Annotated in this window: 13 protein-coding genes; 5 read left to right on the top strand and 8 right to left on the bottom strand. The window is 64.4% G+C overall.

The features are described from left to right. Nucleotides 1–16 precede the first annotated feature (16 nt). The 5 genes from PQR27_RS04810 to PQR27_RS04790 all read left to right on the top strand — a co-directional run bounded on the left by PQR27_RS04810 (nt 17) and on the right by PQR27_RS04790 (nt 5,285). Nucleotides 17–631, top strand: coding sequence for a diacylglycerol kinase (locus PQR27_RS04810; RefSeq protein ID WP_408522578.1), 615 nt, complete (start codon nt 17–19; stop codon nt 629–631). 258 nt (nt 632–889) lie between these two features. Further along, entirely contained in the window at nt 890–1,615 is a 726-nt protein-coding gene (locus PQR27_RS04805) for a TetR/AcrR family transcriptional regulator (RefSeq protein WP_408522577.1), read from the top strand. A gap of 2 nt (nt 1,616–1,617) precedes the next feature. Continuing rightward, entirely contained in the window at nt 1,618–2,202 is a 585-nt protein-coding gene (locus PQR27_RS04800) for an LOG family protein (protein ID WP_408522576.1), read from the top strand. A gap of 78 nt (nt 2,203–2,280) precedes the next feature. Next, nucleotides 2,281–3,027: an SDR family oxidoreductase gene (locus tag PQR27_RS04795; RefSeq protein ID WP_408522575.1), complete on the top strand. Its 747-nt coding sequence runs from the start codon at nt 2,281–2,283 to the stop codon at nt 3,025–3,027. A 263-nt stretch (nt 3,028–3,290) separates the two neighbouring features. Continuing rightward, nucleotides 3,291–5,285, top strand: coding sequence for an ArnT family glycosyltransferase (locus tag PQR27_RS04790; RefSeq protein WP_408522574.1), 1,995 nt, complete (start codon nt 3,291–3,293; stop codon nt 5,283–5,285). A gap of 667 nt (nt 5,286–5,952) precedes the next feature. On the opposite strand, the gene PQR27_RS04785 is transcribed toward PQR27_RS04790, so the two are convergent. The 8 genes from PQR27_RS04785 to kdpB form a co-directional block, all read right to left on the bottom strand. Next, on the bottom strand, nt 5,953–6,366 hold the full coding sequence (locus PQR27_RS04785) for a group II truncated hemoglobin (RefSeq protein WP_408522573.1): 414 nt from the start codon (nt 6,364–6,366) through the stop codon (nt 5,953–5,955). A gap of 27 nt (nt 6,367–6,393) precedes the next feature. Continuing rightward, entirely contained in the window at nt 6,394–8,883 is a 2,490-nt protein-coding gene (locus tag PQR27_RS04780; protein WP_408525406.1) for an ABC transporter permease, read from the bottom strand. 92 nt (nt 8,884–8,975) lie between these two features. Further along, a complete protein-coding gene (locus tag PQR27_RS04775; RefSeq protein WP_408522572.1) occupies nt 8,976–9,587 on the bottom strand; it encodes a DUF4126 domain-containing protein in 612 nt (203 codons plus the stop codon). Nucleotides 9,588–9,844: 257 nt separating this feature from the next. After that, entirely contained in the window at nt 9,845–10,165 is a 321-nt protein-coding gene (sugE, locus tag PQR27_RS04770) for a quaternary ammonium compound efflux SMR transporter SugE (RefSeq protein ID WP_408522571.1), read from the bottom strand. Nucleotides 10,166–10,330: 165 nt separating this feature from the next. Next, entirely contained in the window at nt 10,331–11,029 is a 699-nt protein-coding gene (gene kdpE / locus PQR27_RS04765) for a two-component system response regulator KdpE (RefSeq protein WP_408522570.1), read from the bottom strand. Further along, on the bottom strand, nt 11,022–13,856 hold the full coding sequence (locus PQR27_RS04760; protein ID WP_408525405.1) for a DUF4118 domain-containing protein: 2,835 nt from the start codon (nt 13,854–13,856) through the stop codon (nt 11,022–11,024). Before PQR27_RS04760 ends, kdpE begins: the two co-directional genes overlap by 8 nt. 193 nt (nt 13,857–14,049) lie before the next feature. Further along, entirely contained in the window at nt 14,050–14,628 is a 579-nt protein-coding gene (gene kdpC / locus PQR27_RS04755; protein WP_408522569.1) for a potassium-transporting ATPase subunit KdpC, read from the bottom strand. A 30-nt stretch (nt 14,629–14,658) separates the two neighbouring features. Next, nucleotides 14,659–16,743 (bottom strand): potassium-transporting ATPase subunit KdpB, encoded by a 2,085-nt coding sequence (kdpB, locus tag PQR27_RS04750; RefSeq protein ID WP_408522568.1) that lies wholly within the window; start codon nt 16,741–16,743, stop codon nt 14,659–14,661. Nucleotides 16,744–16,794 lie beyond the last annotated feature (51 nt).

The following is a 16,794-nucleotide window of genomic DNA, read 5'->3' as shown; positions in this document are numbered from 1 at the left end:
GTGCGCCGAGCCGTCTATGCGAACCCGAGACTCCACCGTGGCGCGCCGCGCGGCGAACGGCGCGCTGCACGCCGTCAACACCGACGCCGACGCGGCCAGCATCGAGCCATTCGACGACGTGAGCGAGCACGGCGCGCCGAATCATGCGCACCACGCGCATGGTTTAAACGGCGTGAATGGCGCGAGCGACACTCACGAACCGCTCAGCCCCGACGATCCGCTTGCCCCGTTGCCGTTCAACCCATACAAAGGCAACCGCGGCCTGACCCGCGCTTGGCACGCGATGAAAAATTCGCTCGCCGGATTTCGCGTGGCAATCCGCGAGGAAAGCGCGTTTCGCCAGGAACTCACGCTCGCCGCGATTCTGATTCCCTGCGGCGTGCTGGTGCCGGTCGAGCCCGTCTCGCGGGTGTTGCTGCTCGGCTCGGTCCTGCTGGTGCTGATCGTCGAATTGCTGAATTCGAGCGTCGAGGCGGCGATCGACCGCATTTCGCTCGAACGCCACGAACTGTCGCGGCGTGCCAAGGATCTCGGCAGCGCGGCCGTGATGGTCGCGCTCGGCATGTGTCTGATGACATGGGGGCTGCTCGTCGGACCGCTGGTCGTGCACTGGATCAAGGCGTGGCTGTAACGCACGCGCGGCGCCGCTTGCCGACGGTCCAGACAATGAAAACCCAGACTATCCGCTTGGTATTAGAACGCTCGGTTTATAATCGTCCGATAGCTTCACGGAAAAACACTGGGCCGTCCCAGGTTTTTTTGCCTTTCGAGGAGCCTGTCGCGCAGCAACAGGTTTGGGGGCGCTCAATATACCAACCGCGTCCGGGTGGATCACGCTAGAGCGGCACGCCGCTATGCGCCCAGTCCGGCGTAACCAGGGCCGGACGACATGGAAGCCAAACCTCCCCGCCGCACCCGCGAACGGATTCTCGAACTGTCGTTGAAACTGTTCAACGAAATCGGCGAGCCGAACGTCACCACGACGACGATCGCCGAGGAAATGGAAATCAGTCCAGGCAACCTGTACTACCACTTCCGCAACAAAGACGACATCATCAACAGCATCTTCAGCCAGTTCGAGCAGGAGATCGAAAAGCGTCTGCGTTTCCCCGACGACCATCGCGCGACCATCGACGAAATGTGGTCGTATCTGCAGTACATGGTCGATTTCACGTGGCGCTACCGTTTTCTGTATCGCGACCTGAACGATCTGCTGGCGCGCAACCGTACGCTCGAGACACACTTCAAGCAGATTATCAGCCACAAGGTGCGCTTTGCGAGCCAGTTCTGCGAGCAACTGGTGGCGGATGGCGAAATGGTTGCCACGCCCGAAGAGCTGCACGTGATCGCGACCAACGTCGGCGTGATCGGCACGTACTGGCTGTCGTATCAGTTCGTGATGAATCCGCGCAAGTACAACGAACAGGAAGCGATTCAGGCCGAGTTGCATCAGGTGAGCGTGCAAATCGTGTCGCTGATGGCGCCTTATCTGCGCGGCCGCTCGCGGCAGCTTTTCGATGACCTCGTCTCCGGCAAGCTGCCCAAGCGCGAGTTCTACGACTACCTGCCGCCCAAGGAAGGCGCCGCGCCCCGTAACGAACCGAAGGGTGTCTGAGCATGAAGTCGGTGTGTGTGTATTGCGGCTCCTCCGACGGAGCCAAACCGTTGTACGCCGAAGCCGCGCAAGCATTCGGCCGCGCGCTGGTGCAAGCCGATCTCGCGCTTGTCTATGGCGGCGGCAAGGTGGGGCTGATGGGCGTGATCGCCGATACGGTCATGGCCGAAGGCGGTCGCGCGATCGGCGTGATTCCCGAGCTGCTGGTCAATAAGGAACTCAGCCATCACGGCCTGACCGAACTGCACGTGGTGCCCGACATGCATCATCGCAAGAAGATGATGGCTGACCTGTCCGACGCGTTCGTCGCGATGCCTGGCGGCGCGGGCACGCTCGAAGAACTGTTCGAGGTCTACACGTGGGCCCAACTCGGCTATCACCAGAAGCCTGTGGCATTGCTGAATATCGACGGCTTCTATGACCCGCTGATCAATATGCTTCAGCACACGGTCGACGAAGGCTTCATGGGGCAAACCTATTTCGACATCCTGCAAGTGGATGCCGATCCGGTGGCGCTGATCGACAAGGTGCAGGGCTATCAACCGCCCGCCAGCGACAAGTGGGCCATCAAACGCGACGCGGTCTGAATTTCAAGGCCCCGGTCCGCGGCACCCGAACACGGCTTGCGCCTTCCGCGCGAGCCTTTTCCAGACAATGAGGTTGCGATGACGAAAGCCGTTCTGATCACCGGTGGCAGCCGCGGTATTGGCCGCGCAACCGCACGTCTGCTGGGCGCGCGCGGCTGGTCGGTCGGCGTCAATTACGCGCAAAACCTCGCCGCCGCGCAGGAGACCGTCGCCGACGTGGAGCGCGCGGGCGGGCGTGCTTTGGCGATCGCCGGCGACGTCGCCAATGAAGCCGACGTGATCGCGATGTTCGACGCGGTCCAGCAGACCTTCGGCCGGCTCGATGCGCTCGTCAACAATGCCGGCATCGTCGCGCCGTCCATGCAACTCGCGGATATGGACCTCGCGCGCCTGAAGCGTCTGTTCGACGTCAACGTGCTCGGCGCCTATCTGTGCGCGCGCGAAGCCGCGCGTCGGATGTCGAAGGATCGCGGCGGCGCCGGTGGCGTGATCGTCAATATTTCGTCGGCAGCGGCACGCCTGGGTTCGCCGAATGAATATGTCGACTACGCCGGCTCGAAAGGCGCGGTCGACACAATGACGATCGGTCTCGCCAAGGAACTCGGCCCGCAAGGCGTGCGCGTCAATGCGGTGCGCCCGGGCCTGATCGACACCGAAATCCATGCGAGCGGCGGCAAGCCCGGGCGCGCCGCCCAGCTCGGCGCGCAAACACCGCTGGGCCGTCCCGGCAGCGCCGACGAAGTCGCCGAGACGATTGTCTGGTTGCTCAGCGACGCCGCCTCGTACGTGACCGGCGCGTTACTCGACGTTACCGGTGGACGCTAAGCGTCGCGTCCCCCTCATCGACGTCCCGCCGTTTCACGCTCCCGCCGGCCCCTTCCCGGGTACGACCTTCCGCTGAATCGGCGTGGAATCGGCGTGGAATCGGCGCAAAGCGTTGATCTGTGCACAAAACTCCACACTTTCTCTGTAATCAGTCGTATAAGCCGGGACTACAATCGCTGCCGATTGCATGCTTGAAGCATGCGACGCGTAGCCAGATATAAGTGCGCGGCCCATGCCGCCGCGTACGGTGATCAGAGATCTTCATGCACGAAAAACCATCGGCGCGTTGGCGCGCGGGGAAAGTCGCGGTCGCGACACCGACACCGGCGGGCCCTGCCGATGACGCCCCCGAGCTTGTGCGGCCCCATCCGGCGCGCCTGGCTGCAGCCGATGGCGGTTCGCCGCGCGGCCACACCGCCGCAGCCGAAGCCGCTGCGCCCGCCAGACCCGCTACTTCGCCTGGCGCCACCACACCAGCCGACCGCGCCGCGGGTGGCGCCGCACGTCTGCGTGCGCTCGCCGCGTCCAGGTCGCTGAGATGGCTGATTGCGCTGGCCGTCCTGTGCGCGTGGGTCTTGCCGGGCACGTTGGGGCACGAGCCGTGGAAGCAGGACGAAACCTATACGTTCGGCATCATCCAGCACATGCTCAACACCGGGGACCTGGTCGTGCCGACCAACGCCGGCCAACCCTTCGTCGAGAAGCCGCCGATTTACGACTGGGTCGCCGCCGGACTTGCGTGGATGTTCGGCCGCTACCTGCCCTTGCACGATGCGGCCCGCCTCGCGAGTGCGCTCTTCGCCGGACTGACCGTCTACTACACGGCGCGCGTCGCCCGCCGCGCGGTGGCCGCGTCGAGCTGGTTCGACATGCGCGTGATCGGCACGCTGGCGTTGTTCGCGAGCACGCTGGTTGTCATCAAGCACGTGCACGACATGATGACCGACGTCGCGCTGATGGCTGGCGCCGCGCTCGGCTTCTGCGGACTGTTCGAACTGGTGATGGTGCATCTGCGCGACGAAGCTCGCCTGCTGCCGGTCGACGTACGTCGGCGACGCCAGGCCATTCTGAGCGGCGCCGCCATGTTCGGCGCGGGCGTGGGGGTGTCGCTGCTCGCCAAGGGCCTGTTCGTGCCGCTGGTATTTGGCGCGACCACCGTGGCGGTATTGGCCTTATATCCTGCGTGCCGCAACCGCAGCTTTGCGGGCGCACTGGGCATCGCAGCTCTCGTCTGCGCCCCGCTCGCGCTGATCTGGCCGATCTGCTTCTATTTGCGCTCCGCGGCGCTCTTCAAGGTCTGGCTGTGGGATAACAATATCGGCCGCTTCTTCGGCTTTTCGGTGGCTGAACTCGGCTCTGAAAACGAGAGCCGCCTGTTCGTGCTGCGCACGGTGCTGAGCGTCGGCTTTCCGGTCGTACCGCTGGCGTTGGCCGCGCTCGCCAGCGGCGGATGGCGCCACTGGCGCGATCCCCGTGTCGCTCTGCCGGTGATTTTCGCGGGCACCGGTTTCGCCGTATTGCAAAGCTCGGCGACAGTGCGCGAACTGTATATCCTGCCGTTCATTGCCCCGCTCGCACTGCTGGCGATGCAAGGGATCGACAGGCTGCCGCAGCGTCTGCACGCAAGCTGGGACATGGCGAGCCGCGTGCTGTTCGGTAGTGTGATTTCGCTTGCGTGGATCGTCTGGTCGATCATGAGCGGCCCGGCGAATACGCATGCGTCCCTGCATTGGCTTGGCCGCTGGTTACCGCTCGATTGGGTGCTGCCGGTCAAACCCGGGTTGATCGCTGCCGCGCTGTTGATGACGCTGGGCTGGTTGTGGTTGCTGCCGGTATTCAAGTACGCCGGCAAATGGCGCGGCGTGCTGAGCTGGTGTGCGGGCGCGATTGTCGCGTGGGGCCTGGTGAGCACGCTGTTGCTGCCGTGGCTCGACCATGCGAAGAGTTATCGCTCCGTGTTCGAGAGCCTTGGCGCCCGGATGAATATCGAATGGAACGATGGCGATTGCATGGCCAGTACGGGGCTCGGTGAATCCGAGGCACCGATGCTGTATTACTACACTGGTATCGAGCATCAACCGACCACGAATGTCGACGCCACCGGGTGCACGTGGCTGATCGAGCAGAGCCGCCGCAATGATGCGCGCTCGCCGGCGGGCGATTGGCGCCTGTTCTGGTCGGGTGCGCGTCCGGGTGATACGGACGAACTGTTGCGGGTGTTCGTGAGGACGCCGGTGGCGGGTGAGGGCGGTGACTAGGGGCGCCGCCGCGCTATGGGTTTTTTGGGCCTTTCCTTGTGTTCTTATTGGTCTATTAGCGTCGCCCCTGTGCGGGGCAGGCACCTACTTTTCTTTGCCGCCGCAAAGAAAAGTAGGCAAAAGAAAGCGGCTCCAACCGCCAATTCTTAAGCGGGTCCCCTGGCTTGGTGGGGCTGGTGGTCCGATTAACGGACCACACCGTGGTCCATAACGGTCTGTGACACAGCCGTCATTCGCTCCCACTCCGCACTGCGTGCGTCGCGGTTGGGTCTGCCAGGGAAACCACGTGCTTCGTTTGCGCGTAGCGGGGGCCATCGGCTTCACCTCGGCGAAGCGCCGAAATATACCGACGGTTTTGTGAAGTACCGCCCCGGCGCGCGCAGCGCCGCCGGAAGCATGACGGCCTGGTCACTCACGTGGGCAGGTGCGGAGGGCCAATCTCTACGGGGCCACGATCCCCTTCAAGCCAGGGGACCCGCTTAAAAATTAGCGGTTGGAGCCGCTTTCTTTTGCCTACTTTTCTTTGCGGCAGGCAAAGAAAAGTAGGTGCCCCCCGCACAGGGGGAACGCCAATAAACCAGCAACAAAACAAGGAAAGGCAAAACGCCGTAGGCAAAACGCCGTAGGCAAACAAAAACCCCACCCACCGCTACGCGCAACAAAACCACTAACCATTCCGATTCCGCATCCAATCAGCGGTCTCAAAGAACGACCCCAACAACCGCTCGCGCAGCCCCTCATCCAATCCAACATCCTGCATGGCCCAGGCCATGCACCTCAACCATTGATCCCGCTCGCTGGAAGCGATCGCAAACGGCAAATGCCGTGCCCTCAGCCGGGGATGCCCAAACCGGCTAATGTAATGATCCGGCCCACCCATCCATCCGCACAAAAACCAGAAAAACTTATCCCGCGAGCCGTCGAGCGACTCGGGATGCAAAGCGCGAATCCCGGCGAATTCCGCTTCGAGATCCATCAAGTCATAAAACCGGTCGACCAGTACGCGCACGCGCGCCTCACCCCCCACCAGTTCAAAGGCCGTCGGCTGTGCAGCGGACACCTCGTCGTTCAGATCACTCATACCCACTCATCAACCAAAAAAGAAAAATCACGCATCCCGTAGCGATTGCAACGCGGGCCGCGCCAGCACATGCCGCAAGCTCAGCCAACCACCCACACCGGCACAGGCAATCCCAGCCGCAATCCCCGCCGGCAACAACCACGGATCGAAACTCAGATAGAACTCGAACACACGCGTCGCCAGCACCCAGCCAATCACCTGCGCACCGACCGCCGCCATCAAACCCGCCAGCGCGCCAACCGCCACGAACTCGGCGATCTGCACCGCCCTCACCTGCCGATGCGACGCCCCCAGCGCCCGCAGCAGCGCGGATTCTCGCATACGCTCATCGCGCGTGCCGGCAAGCGCCGCATAGAGCACCAGCACGCCAGCCGCGAGCGTGAACGCGAACAGGAACTGCACTGCGCCGATTACCTGCTGCAAGACACGCTGCACCTGCGCCAGAATCGGACCGGTGTCGATTGCCGTGAGGTTCGGATAGGCGGCGATCAATCCGTCGATGGTCGATTGCTTGTCGGGCGGCAAATGGAAACTCGTGATGAACGTCGCCGGAAAATCCTGCAACGCAGCCGGCGGCATCAGCACGAAGAAATTGACCTTGAACGATCCCCAGTCGAGCTTGCGCACGCTCGTCACCGGCGCGTCGATCTGCAAACCCGTCACATCGAAGCGCAACACGTCGCCTGGCTTCACGCTGATCAGTTTCGCAAGACCCTGCTCGATCGAAATCTGCGGCGTCCTGGTGTCGCCGTACCACGTGCCGGCAGAAAGACGATTGTCCTCAGGCAGCGTGGTCGTATAAGACAGATTGAATTCGCGATCCACCAGGCGCTTCGCGTCGTCGCCCTTGAAGGAATCCGGATTGACCGGCTTGCCGTTGATCGCGATCAGCCGGCCGCGCACCATCGGCGACAGCACCGTATCGGGCACGCCATGCGCCGTCAGATAGTGCGTGGCGGCTTCGCGCTGGTCGGGCTGGATGTCGATGATGAATTCGTTCGGCGCATCGGGCGGTGTCGATTTGCGCCAGCCGGCCACCAGATCGTTGCGCGTCATCGCAATCAGCAACAGGCACATCAGACCGATGCCGAGCGCGGTGATCTGCAGCGCACTTGCACTGCTGCGCCGCTCCAGCGACGCCAGCGCATAACGCCAGCCAATCCCCGCGTTCACGCGCTCGCTGCGCACGAAGCGCGCAGCGCCCCACAGCGCCAGCCGCGCAATGCAGGCGAACACCAGCAGCCCGCCAGCGAAGCCGCCCGCGACGATGCCGCCGAGCTTCAGCTCGCCCGCCGCGACGATCAGCAACGCGGCAAACAGCACGATGCCGAGCGCGTAGGCGGCCCACGCGGTACGCCCCGCTTCGCCCCATTCGCGCCGCAACACCCGCACCGGCGGCACCCGCGTCAACGGCAGCAGCGGCGGCAACGCGAAACCGAGCAACAGCACGAGACCGGCCGCGATGCCTTCGAGCGCCGGCCATGCGGTCGGGTACGGCAGCGCGACATCGATCAGACTGCCGAGCCATGTCAGCAACGCGAGATGGCCAAGGTAACCGAGCGCCACGCCGAGCGCGCCGCCAATCAAGCCCAGGCCGACGAATTCGAGCGTAAACAGCGCGCGCAGCGCCGCCTGGCTGACACCGAGGCAGCGCATTGCCGCGCAGCCATCCAGATGCCGCCGCATATATCGATGCGCGGCCATCGCGATCGCCACTGCCGCGAGCAACGCGGTGAGCAACGAAACGAGCGTGAGAAAGTGACTCGCCCGATCGAGCGTCTGACGCACTTGCGGCTGGCCGTCCTGCAAGGACTCGAGCGCAACGCCGCGCATTTTGCCACCATCCACCCGGTCGTGCGCGAACTGCGCGAAGCGCGCCACCGAGGCATCGGTGCCCGCCACCAGCAATCGATACGTGACGCGGCTACCGAAGGTGATAAGGCCGGTCGACTGGACCTCGTCGGCGCGCAGCATCAAGCGCGGCGAGAAGTTGACGAATGAGAAGCCGCGGTCGAGCTCGCGAGTGATCACCGCACCGATCGTGAAGCTGCGATTGCCGACCTTCACGGTATCGCCGACGCGCAGCTTCAGCGCGTCGAGCAGCGCCTGGTCGACCCAGACCGTGCCCGGCGCGGGAATCGACGACGCCGGATGGTCCGCCGCGCCCGGTGCGCTCGCAATCCGCAATGCGCCGCGCAGCGGATAACCCGGCGACACCGCCTTGACGGCGGCCAGCCGCGAGACCGGCTGAGGGCCGGTCGAATTGATCATGCTCGGGAAAATGGCGGTACTGGCGGTGTTCAGATCCAGCGTTTTGGCTTGCTGCGCGAACTGCGGATCGACAGGATGATCGGCGCGCACGATGAAATCGGCGGCGATCATGCGCCGCGCGTCGCGCTCCAGCCCCTGATGCAGCCGGTCCGCGAGGAAACCGACACTCGACAACGCCGCGACGGCCAGCACGAGCGCAAGCAACAGCATCGTCAATTCGCCCGCGCGCCAGTCGCGCGCGGTCATGCGGATTGCCTGGCGCAACAGATCCTTGCCACCCAACCTGCGCTTTGACGTCGTATGCGCCGTCGAACCCACCGTCCCCCTGACCGTATCGCTCAATCGTGCCTGCTCCTGGCAAAACGCGACACCATGTGCGTCGCCATCCCGCGAAAACCGCCCTGCACTCCGCGCCAGAGCCGTGGCAAGGCCCAGCTCGCCAGCATCAGGAAGGCCACCATCAGCACCAGAAAGGCGAACGGCACGAACAGCGCGAGCAGCACGCCGCCCACGACCAGCCCGTCTTCAGCGGTCGAGGTCACGACATTCGACACCGGTTCCGGCGACAGATTGATCAGCGCGCGCGTGCCCGCCTTGGCCAGATGCGCCGTACCGGCCAGGGTGCCGCCCGCAAGCGCGGCGACAGTCAGGAGTGCCGGATCGGCATGGCCGAGCGCGCCGGCCGCCAGCACGGCGCCGGCCGGAATGCGAATAAAGGTGTGGACCGCGTCCCACAATGAATCGAATGCAGGGATCTTGTCGGCAAGAAATTCGGTGAGCGTCAGCACCGCCGCAACGCCGATCACCCACGGCGAAGAGAGCGCGGACAGCGTATCGGGCAGATGGATCAGACCGAGGCGTTCGAACACGCCGGCGAGCAGAACCGTCAGATAGAGGCGCAGGCCGCTGCCCCATGAGAGGCCCGCAGCGAGCGAAAGTGATTCAAGCATGGCGCCTCCGGGCGCTGTGCGTGCCGGGCGCTTCGACGGGCAAAGGAAAGCGAACCGCCGCACCGAAGTCGTCAGACCCGCGCCAAGCCGGCCGCGCCAACTAGGCCGCGGGCAATTTCAGGTTGGATTTGATCTCATTATAGCCACGTTAATTCGCAGAACGCAGAGCGGCGAACAAATGGCGGGGACAAATTGCGGCGACTTGCGCGGCGCGGCTGAAACGCACCGGGATTTGCAAATACGCCGTGGCGGGCACGTCAATGCCCCGACGACAGCTTCAACCCGATCAATCCGACCAGGATCAGCGCCGCGCTTGCGACCCGCGCGGCCGTCAAGGCCTCGCCCATCATCACGATGCCGAAGATGAATGCGCCGACCGCGCCAATCCCCGTCCACACGGCGTAGGCGGTGCCGAGCGGCAGCTGGCGCATGGCCATCGCGAGCAGCACAAAGCTGCCGAGCGCGGTCACAACCGTGAATACAGACGGCCAGAGCCGGGTGAAACCGTCGGAGGTTTTGAGACCGGCCGCCCACGCGACTTCGAGCAAACCGGCAATCAGCAGAAGAATCCAGGACATGAGACAGCTCCATGGTCAGATGGGGCCGTCCCCGTTCGTAGCGGATGCGCAAGGTCGTCCTTACGATCTGTAATTATACCAAAATAGGCCGCCGCGAGCCCGCGACGGGCTGCCGCCTCACCCGCAGGACTGCGCGAAAGAAACGCCCCGGCGGCACATCGAGCGTTACACCGCCCCGACCAGCCGGTAGCCGACGCCGGTCTCCGTAACGATATGCTCCGGCTGCGCCGGGTCGCGTTCGAGCTTCCCGCGCAGATGCGCCATGTAGATGCGCAAATAGTGATGGCTCTCGACATGCGACGGCCCCCACACGTCGCGCAGCAATTGCCGGTGCGTCAGCACCCGGCCGGCGTGGCGCACCAACGTCGCGAGCAGGCGGTATTCGATCGGGGTCAAATGGACCGCCACGCCGTCCCGGCTCACCTGCCGCAGAGCCAGGTCGACGGTGACCGCGCCGAAGTGCACCTGCGGCGACTCGCTCGCGCCGCCCTGGTTGCGCCGGCGCATGTGCGCGCGAATCCGCGCCAGCAGTTCCGAGACGCCGAAGGGCTTGGTGAGGTAATCGTCCGCGCCTGCATCGAGCGCGGCGACTTTTTCGCTTTCCTGGGTGCGCGCCGACAGGACGATCACCGGCAACTCACTCCAGCCACGCAACTCGCGAATTACGTCGAGCCCGTCGGTGTCGGGCAAGCCGAGATCGACAATCACCAGATCGGGCTTGCGCGTGGCCGCTTCCACGAGGCCCTGCTTACCCGTTTCGGCGTCATGCACGACGATGCCCTCGCCTTCCAGCGCTGTGCGCACGAAGCGGCGAATCTGCTTTTCGTCTTCGATCAGGACGACGGTGATGCTGGGGTCACTCATGGTTCGGCTTGGCAAGCGGGTTAGAGGTTGAATTGAGCTCGGGCAAGGTCTCGGCGCCCTCTTCTTCGAGCGCATCCGGTGCGTCGGGCGGCGTTTCCACCGGCAGCGTGAACCAGAAACGCGCGCCTTCAATCTGACCGTTGGCGGATATCCGGTTGAGCGCGCCGATTGTACCGCCGTGGGCATCTACGATCGCGCGGCAGATCGCAAGACCAAGGCCGATGCCCGGCTTGGCCGACTCTTTCTCGCCGCGCGTGAATTTCTCGAACACGCGCGCTTCCATTCCGGCAGGCAGGCCCGGTCCGGCATCGTCGACGGTGACACGCACGAACGATTTGCCGTCCGCGTCCAGACGTTGCGCGCCGACTACGAGCGGCGTGTCCGGCGCGGTGTACTTGGCCGCGTTCTCGAACAGGTTCGAGAAAAGCCGCTCCATCAGCACCGCGTCGAGATGCAGCAGCGGCAAGTCAGCCGGCAGCTTCACCTGCACCGGATGCTTCGCCAGCACACGCCGGCATGCCCGCAGCGCGGCGCCGACCGTTTCCTCGAGCAAGGTCCACTGGCGGTTCAGTTGCAGACTGCCGGCCTGCAAACGGGCCATATCGAGCAGATTCGTGACGATGCCGGTCATGCGCAACGCCTCTTCGTGAATCGCCTCGACCAGATCGTCGCCGGGTTGCTCGCCGGGATGTGCCTCGCGCGATTGCGCCAGCATCGACGAAAAGCCGACGATCGTCGTCAAGGGCGTGCGCAGGTCGTGCGAGATCGCGGACAACAGCGAATTGCGCAGGCGCTCCGATTCCATGTTGACCAGCGCGTCGCGGGCGATATCGACGTAATGCACGCGCTCCAGCGCCAGCGCGATCTGGGCGGCGAACGCGTCGAGCATGCGCTGTTGTTCGGGTACATCGAGTTCGCGCTCGTCGCGCATCACCACCGCGAGCACGCCGCGGGTGCGCATCGGCGCCTTGAGCGGCAGATAGAGCGCGGCGGCGGCCGGCAGCGTATCGGTGCCATGGCCAGCCGGTTTCTGCTGATCGTAGACCCATTGGCCGACGTCGATATCGAGCATCTCGCCTTCGAGCGTGACGGCCGCGTCAGGGTCCTCGATCTTCTGCTTCACCTGATCGACGCTGTCCGGCAGCAGGATCGCGACGCGCGCGCCGAACACCTCACTGACATGGCGGCTGCCGATACCGACGATCTGTTCGGTTGCGAGCGCCGCGGCCAGTTCACGCGCCATCGCGTACATCGCGCCAGTACGTTGCTCGCGACGCCGCGCGACGCTCGCCTCGCGGCGCAAACTCGACGTGAGATGGCTGATCACGAGCGAGGTCAGCAGCATGCCGATGAAGGTCAGCAGGTACTGCGTATCGGACACCGACAGCGACATGCGCGGCGGCACGAAAAAGAAGTCGAAGGCGGCGACGCTGAGAAACGACAGCACCACGCCCGGCCCGCGCCCGAGCTTCACGGCCGCGAAAATCACGCCGAGCAGATACAGCATGACGAGGTTGGTCAGATCGATGCGGTCGATCAATTGACTCGACAGCAGCGTGATGGCCGCGCAAATCGCCAGCGCGATGCCGTAGGCGCGCGGTGGCGAGCGCCGTTCACGCGCCGCACTCAAGGCCTCGCGCCACGCGTTCGCGGTGGTGTTCAGCAAGCGGCGTTGCTCGCCGCCGTCGCGCTCGGCCGATGCGCGGATCAGCGTGAGATCGAGGTCGCCGGCACGCTCGGCAATGCGCTCGCCAAGCGGCCGGCGCAGCCAGCGCTCGAACCCCATGCGCGTGGACGCGCCCGCCACCAGCTTCGATACATTGCGGGCCTGCGCATAGCCGATCAACGCGGCGACGGCGTCAGCGCCGGCAAGCGTCGCGGTTTCGGCGCCGAGTTCCGCGGCGAGCTTCAATGCGTTCAGCGTGCGTTCGCGGCGGGCGTCGGGCAGACGCTGTAGCGCGGGCGTTTCCACATACACCGCGATCCAGTCGGCCTTCAGGCTCGCGGCAAGGCGCGCCGCCGCGCGCACCAGCATCGGCGCTTCCGGGCCGGGGCCGACACATACCAGCAGGCGTTCGCGCGCCTGCCAGATGCGCTGGATCGAACGGTCCGCGCGATATTCCCGCATCTGCGCGTCGACACGATCCGCGGTGCGGCGCAGCGCCAGCTCGCGCAGCGCGATCAGATTGCCCTTGCGAAAGAAATTGCGCACCGCGCGCTCGGCCTGCTGCGGCATATACACCTTGCCGTCGCGCATCCGGTCGAGCAGTTCCTCGGCCGGCAAGTCGACCAGCGTGACTTCGTCGGCGCGATCGAACACGCGATCGGGCACCGTCTCCCAGACGCGGATACCGGTGATCTGACCGACCACGTCGTTGAGACTTTCGAGGTGCTGAACGTTGACCGTCGTGTAGACGTCGATACCGGCATCGAGCAGTTCGTAGACGTCCTGCCAGCGCTTCAGATGCCGCGCGCCCTGCACGTTCGAATGCGCGAGTTCGTCGACGAGGATCAGTTGCGGTTTGCGCGCGAGGGCCGCGTCGAGATCGAACTCGCCGAGCTTGCGGCCGCGATACTCGATATGCGCGAGCGGCAGCACGTCGAGACCCTCGAGCAGCGCCGCGGTTTCGGTGCGGCCGTGCGTTTCGGCGATGCCCACCACGACGTCCGCGCCTTCATCGGCGCGACGCTTCGCGGCTTGCAACATCGCATAGGTCTTGCCGACCCCGGCCGACGCGCCGAAGAAAATCTTCAGCCGGCCACGCTGACGTTTTTCTTCGTCGCGTTGCAGCTTGTCGAGCAACTGGTCAGGATCGGGGCGATTCATGCTCATTGGTGTTCATAGTAAGGCGAGCGGTGGTGTGTGCATGGTGGCACGGCGGCGGCCGCGCCGCAAATGGCGGCCACCGCAATGGCGGCCACCGCATTGGTAGCTCCAGCACCAGCAGCCACTACAACCGCAAACCGCGCAAATGGCAAAAGCGGCGCCGCACGGACGCCGCCTTTGCCGACTAGCGCGTTTAACCGCGCTTCATCTGATCCAGCGCCAGATTCAGTTGCAGCACGTTCACACGCGGCTCGCCCAGAATCCCGAACTGGCGGCCGGTCGTGTAGCGATCGACCAGCGCCTGGACATCGTTTGGCGCAAGCTTGCGCGCAGCAGCCACCCGTTCGATCTGGTAAGCCGCCGCCGCCGGGCTGATCTCAGGATCGAGACCGCTGCCCGAGGACGTCACCAGATCGACCGGCACCGGCTTCGACATATCGGTGCCGGCAGCCTTCAACGCGTCGATGCGGCCTTTGACTTCGTCGGTCAGCGCCGGGTTGGTCGGTCCGAGATTCGAACCGCTCGAGCCTTGCGCGTTATACGGCATCGGGCTGGTTGCCGACAGACGGCCCCAGAAGTACTGCGGTGCGTCGAACTGCTGGCCGATCAGCTTCGAGCCGACCACCTTGCCGTCCTGCTCGAGCATGCTGCCGTTGGCCTGATCGTGGAAAGCCGCCTGACCGACGGCGGTCATCACAGCCGGATAAGCGAGCCCGGTGACGGCGGTGAGCACCGCGAAAATCACAATCAACGGACGGAACAGATTTTTCATGATGGCTAATTCCTCTTAGACAGCCGCTTCTCAAACCCAGCCGAACGCGGCCAGCACCATATCGATCAGCTTGATGCCGATGAACGGCACGATGATCCCGCCCAGGCCATAAATCAGCAGATTGCGGCGCAACAGGATCGCCGCGCCCAGCGCCCGGTACTTCACGCCCTTGAGCGCCAGCGGAATCAGCAACACGATGATCAGTGCGTTGAAGATCACCGCCGACATGATTGCCGAAGCCGGCGTGGCCAGATGCATCACGTTCAGCGCGTTCAAGGCCGGATACGTCGTGGCGAATGCCGCCGGGATGATCGCGAAGTACTTGGCGACGTCGTTGGCAATCGAGAACGTGGTGAGCGAGCCGCGCGTCATCAGCATCTGCTTGCCGATTTCAACGATCTCGATCAGCTTGGTCGGATTCGAATCGAGGTCGACCATGTTGCCGGCTTCTTTCGCAGCCTGCGTACCGGTGTTCATCGCCACGGCGACGTCAGCCTGCGCGAGTGCCGGGGCGTCGTTGGTGCCGTCGCCGGTCATCGCAACCAGACGACCTTCGGCCTGGTGCTGGCGGATCGTGGCGAGCTTCGCTTCCGGCGTGGCTTCGGCGAGGAAATCGTCGACGCCCGCTTCGGCGGCGATCGCGGCTGCCGTCAGACGGTTGTCGCCGGTCACCATGATCGTCTTGATGCCCATCTTGCGCAGTTCGGCGAAGCGTTCCTTGATGCCGCCCTTCACCACGTCCTTCAGCTCGATCACGCCGAGCACACGGGCGCCCTGCTCGTTTTTCTCGGCGACCACTAGCGGCGTGCTGCCGCGACGCGCGACTTCCGCCACCGCGTTGCTGACTTCGTTCGGGAAACGGCCGCCGTTGGCTTCGACGTAATTCTTGACTGCATCGGCTGCGCCCTTACGGATTTCGCGGCCTGGAAGGTCGACGCCGCTCATCCGCGTTTGCGCCGTGAATGCGAGAAACACCGCATGCAACGAAGCCATATCGCGTTGGCGAATGTTAAAGCGCTGCTTGGCCAGCACGACAATGCTGCGGCCTTCCGGCGTTTCGTCGGCGAGCGACGACAGTTGTGCGGCGTCAGCCAGCATTTCTTCGGTCAAACCCGGTGCCGGCACGAACTGCGAAGCCTGGCGATTGCCGAGCGTGATCGTGCCGGTCTTGTCGAGCAACAGCACGTCGACGTCGCCGGCCGCTTCCACCGCACGGCCCGAGGTCGCGATCACGTTCGCCTGCATCATGCGGCTCATACCCGCCACACCAATCGCCGACAACAACCCGCCGATGGTGGTCGGAATCAGACACACCAGCAGCGCGACGAGCGCCGTAATCGTGACCACGTGACCCGCTTTTGCGGCTTCCACCGAAAACATCGAGAACGGCAGCAGCGTCGCAGTAGCGAGCAACATCACGATCGTCAACGCGACCAGCAGAATTGTCAGCGCGATTTCGTTCGGCGTTTTCTGACGCTTCGCGCCTTCGACCATCGCAATCATGCGGTCAAGGAACGCTTCGCCCGGATTGGCCGTCACCCGCACCACGATCCAGTCCGACAGCACGCGCGTGCCGCCCGTGACCGACGAAAAGTCGCCGCCCGACTCGCGGATCACCGGCGCGGATTCGCCGGTAATCGCCGATTCGTCGACCGACGCGACACCGTCGATCACTTCGCCGTCGGCCGGAATCACGTCGCCGGTTTCGACCAGCACCACGTCGCCTTTACGCAGATCGGACGCCGTCAGAATGCGGATCGGCGACTTCGGATGCGGCTCGTTGAGCTTCTTGGCCATCACGTCTTTCTTCGCGCTGCGCAGCGACGCTGCCTGGGCCTTTGAACGGCCTTCGGCGAGCGCTTCCGCGAAGTTCGCGAACAGCACCGTGAACCACAGCCACAAGGTGACCGCGAGAATGAAGCCCGCGGGCGCCTCGGCCTGGCCGCCGAGCGCGGCGATCCACAGAATCGTCGTCAGAATACTGCCGACGTACACGCAGAACATCACCGGGTTACGGAACTGCGTGCGCGGCGTGAGCTTCTTGAAGGAGTCCACGATCGCCGGGCGCACCAGCGCCGGGTCGAACATGGACCTGGTTGCATTATGTTCAGTCATTGAATCCTCGAATTTCCCGTTTGCGCGTGTTCACTCGTTGGTCGCTGGTGT

The organism is Paraburkholderia fungorum (genome assembly GCF_046027215.1).
GTDB classification, from domain to species: domain Bacteria; phylum Pseudomonadota; class Gammaproteobacteria; order Burkholderiales; family Burkholderiaceae; genus Paraburkholderia; species Paraburkholderia fungorum_D.
The sequence above is the reverse complement of the archived record's forward strand: the minus strand, read 5'-3'. Positions and strand labels throughout refer to the sequence as shown.

Coding starts and splice junctions, on each gene's coding strand:
- PQR27_RS04790 (WP_408522574.1), top strand. CDS start 3,291: ATGCACGAAAAACCATCGGCGCGTTGGCGCGCGGGGAAAGTCGCGGTC.
- PQR27_RS04775 (WP_408522572.1), bottom strand. CDS start 9,587: ATGCTTGAATCACTTTCGCTCGCTGCGGGCCTCTCATGGGGCAGCGGC.
- PQR27_RS04800 (WP_408522576.1), top strand. CDS start 1,618: ATGAAGTCGGTGTGTGTGTATTGCGGCTCCTCCGACGGAGCCAAACCG.
- PQR27_RS04805 (WP_408522577.1), top strand. CDS start 890: ATGGAAGCCAAACCTCCCCGCCGCACCCGCGAACGGATTCTCGAACTG.
- kdpE (WP_408522570.1), bottom strand. CDS start 11,029: ATGAGTGACCCCAGCATCACCGTCGTCCTGATCGAAGACGAAAAGCAG.
- PQR27_RS04785 (WP_408522573.1), bottom strand. CDS start 6,366: ATGAGTGATCTGAACGACGAGGTGTCCGCTGCACAGCCGACGGCCTTT.
- kdpB (WP_408522568.1), bottom strand. CDS start 16,743: ATGACTGAACATAATGCAACCAGGTCCATGTTCGACCCGGCGCTGGTG.
- PQR27_RS04795 (WP_408522575.1), top strand. CDS start 2,281: ATGACGAAAGCCGTTCTGATCACCGGTGGCAGCCGCGGTATTGGCCGC.
- sugE (WP_408522571.1), bottom strand. CDS start 10,165: ATGTCCTGGATTCTTCTGCTGATTGCCGGTTTGCTCGAAGTCGCGTGG.
- kdpC (WP_408522569.1), bottom strand. CDS start 14,628: ATGAAAAATCTGTTCCGTCCGTTGATTGTGATTTTCGCGGTGCTCACC.
- PQR27_RS04760 (WP_408525405.1), bottom strand. CDS start 13,856: ATGAATCGCCCCGATCCTGACCAGTTGCTCGACAAGCTGCAACGCGAC.
- PQR27_RS04780 (WP_408525406.1), bottom strand. CDS start 8,883: ATGACCGCGCGCGACTGGCGCGCGGGCGAATTGACGATGCTGTTGCTT.
- PQR27_RS04810 (WP_408522578.1), top strand. CDS start 17: ATGCGAACCCGAGACTCCACCGTGGCGCGCCGCGCGGCGAACGGCGCG.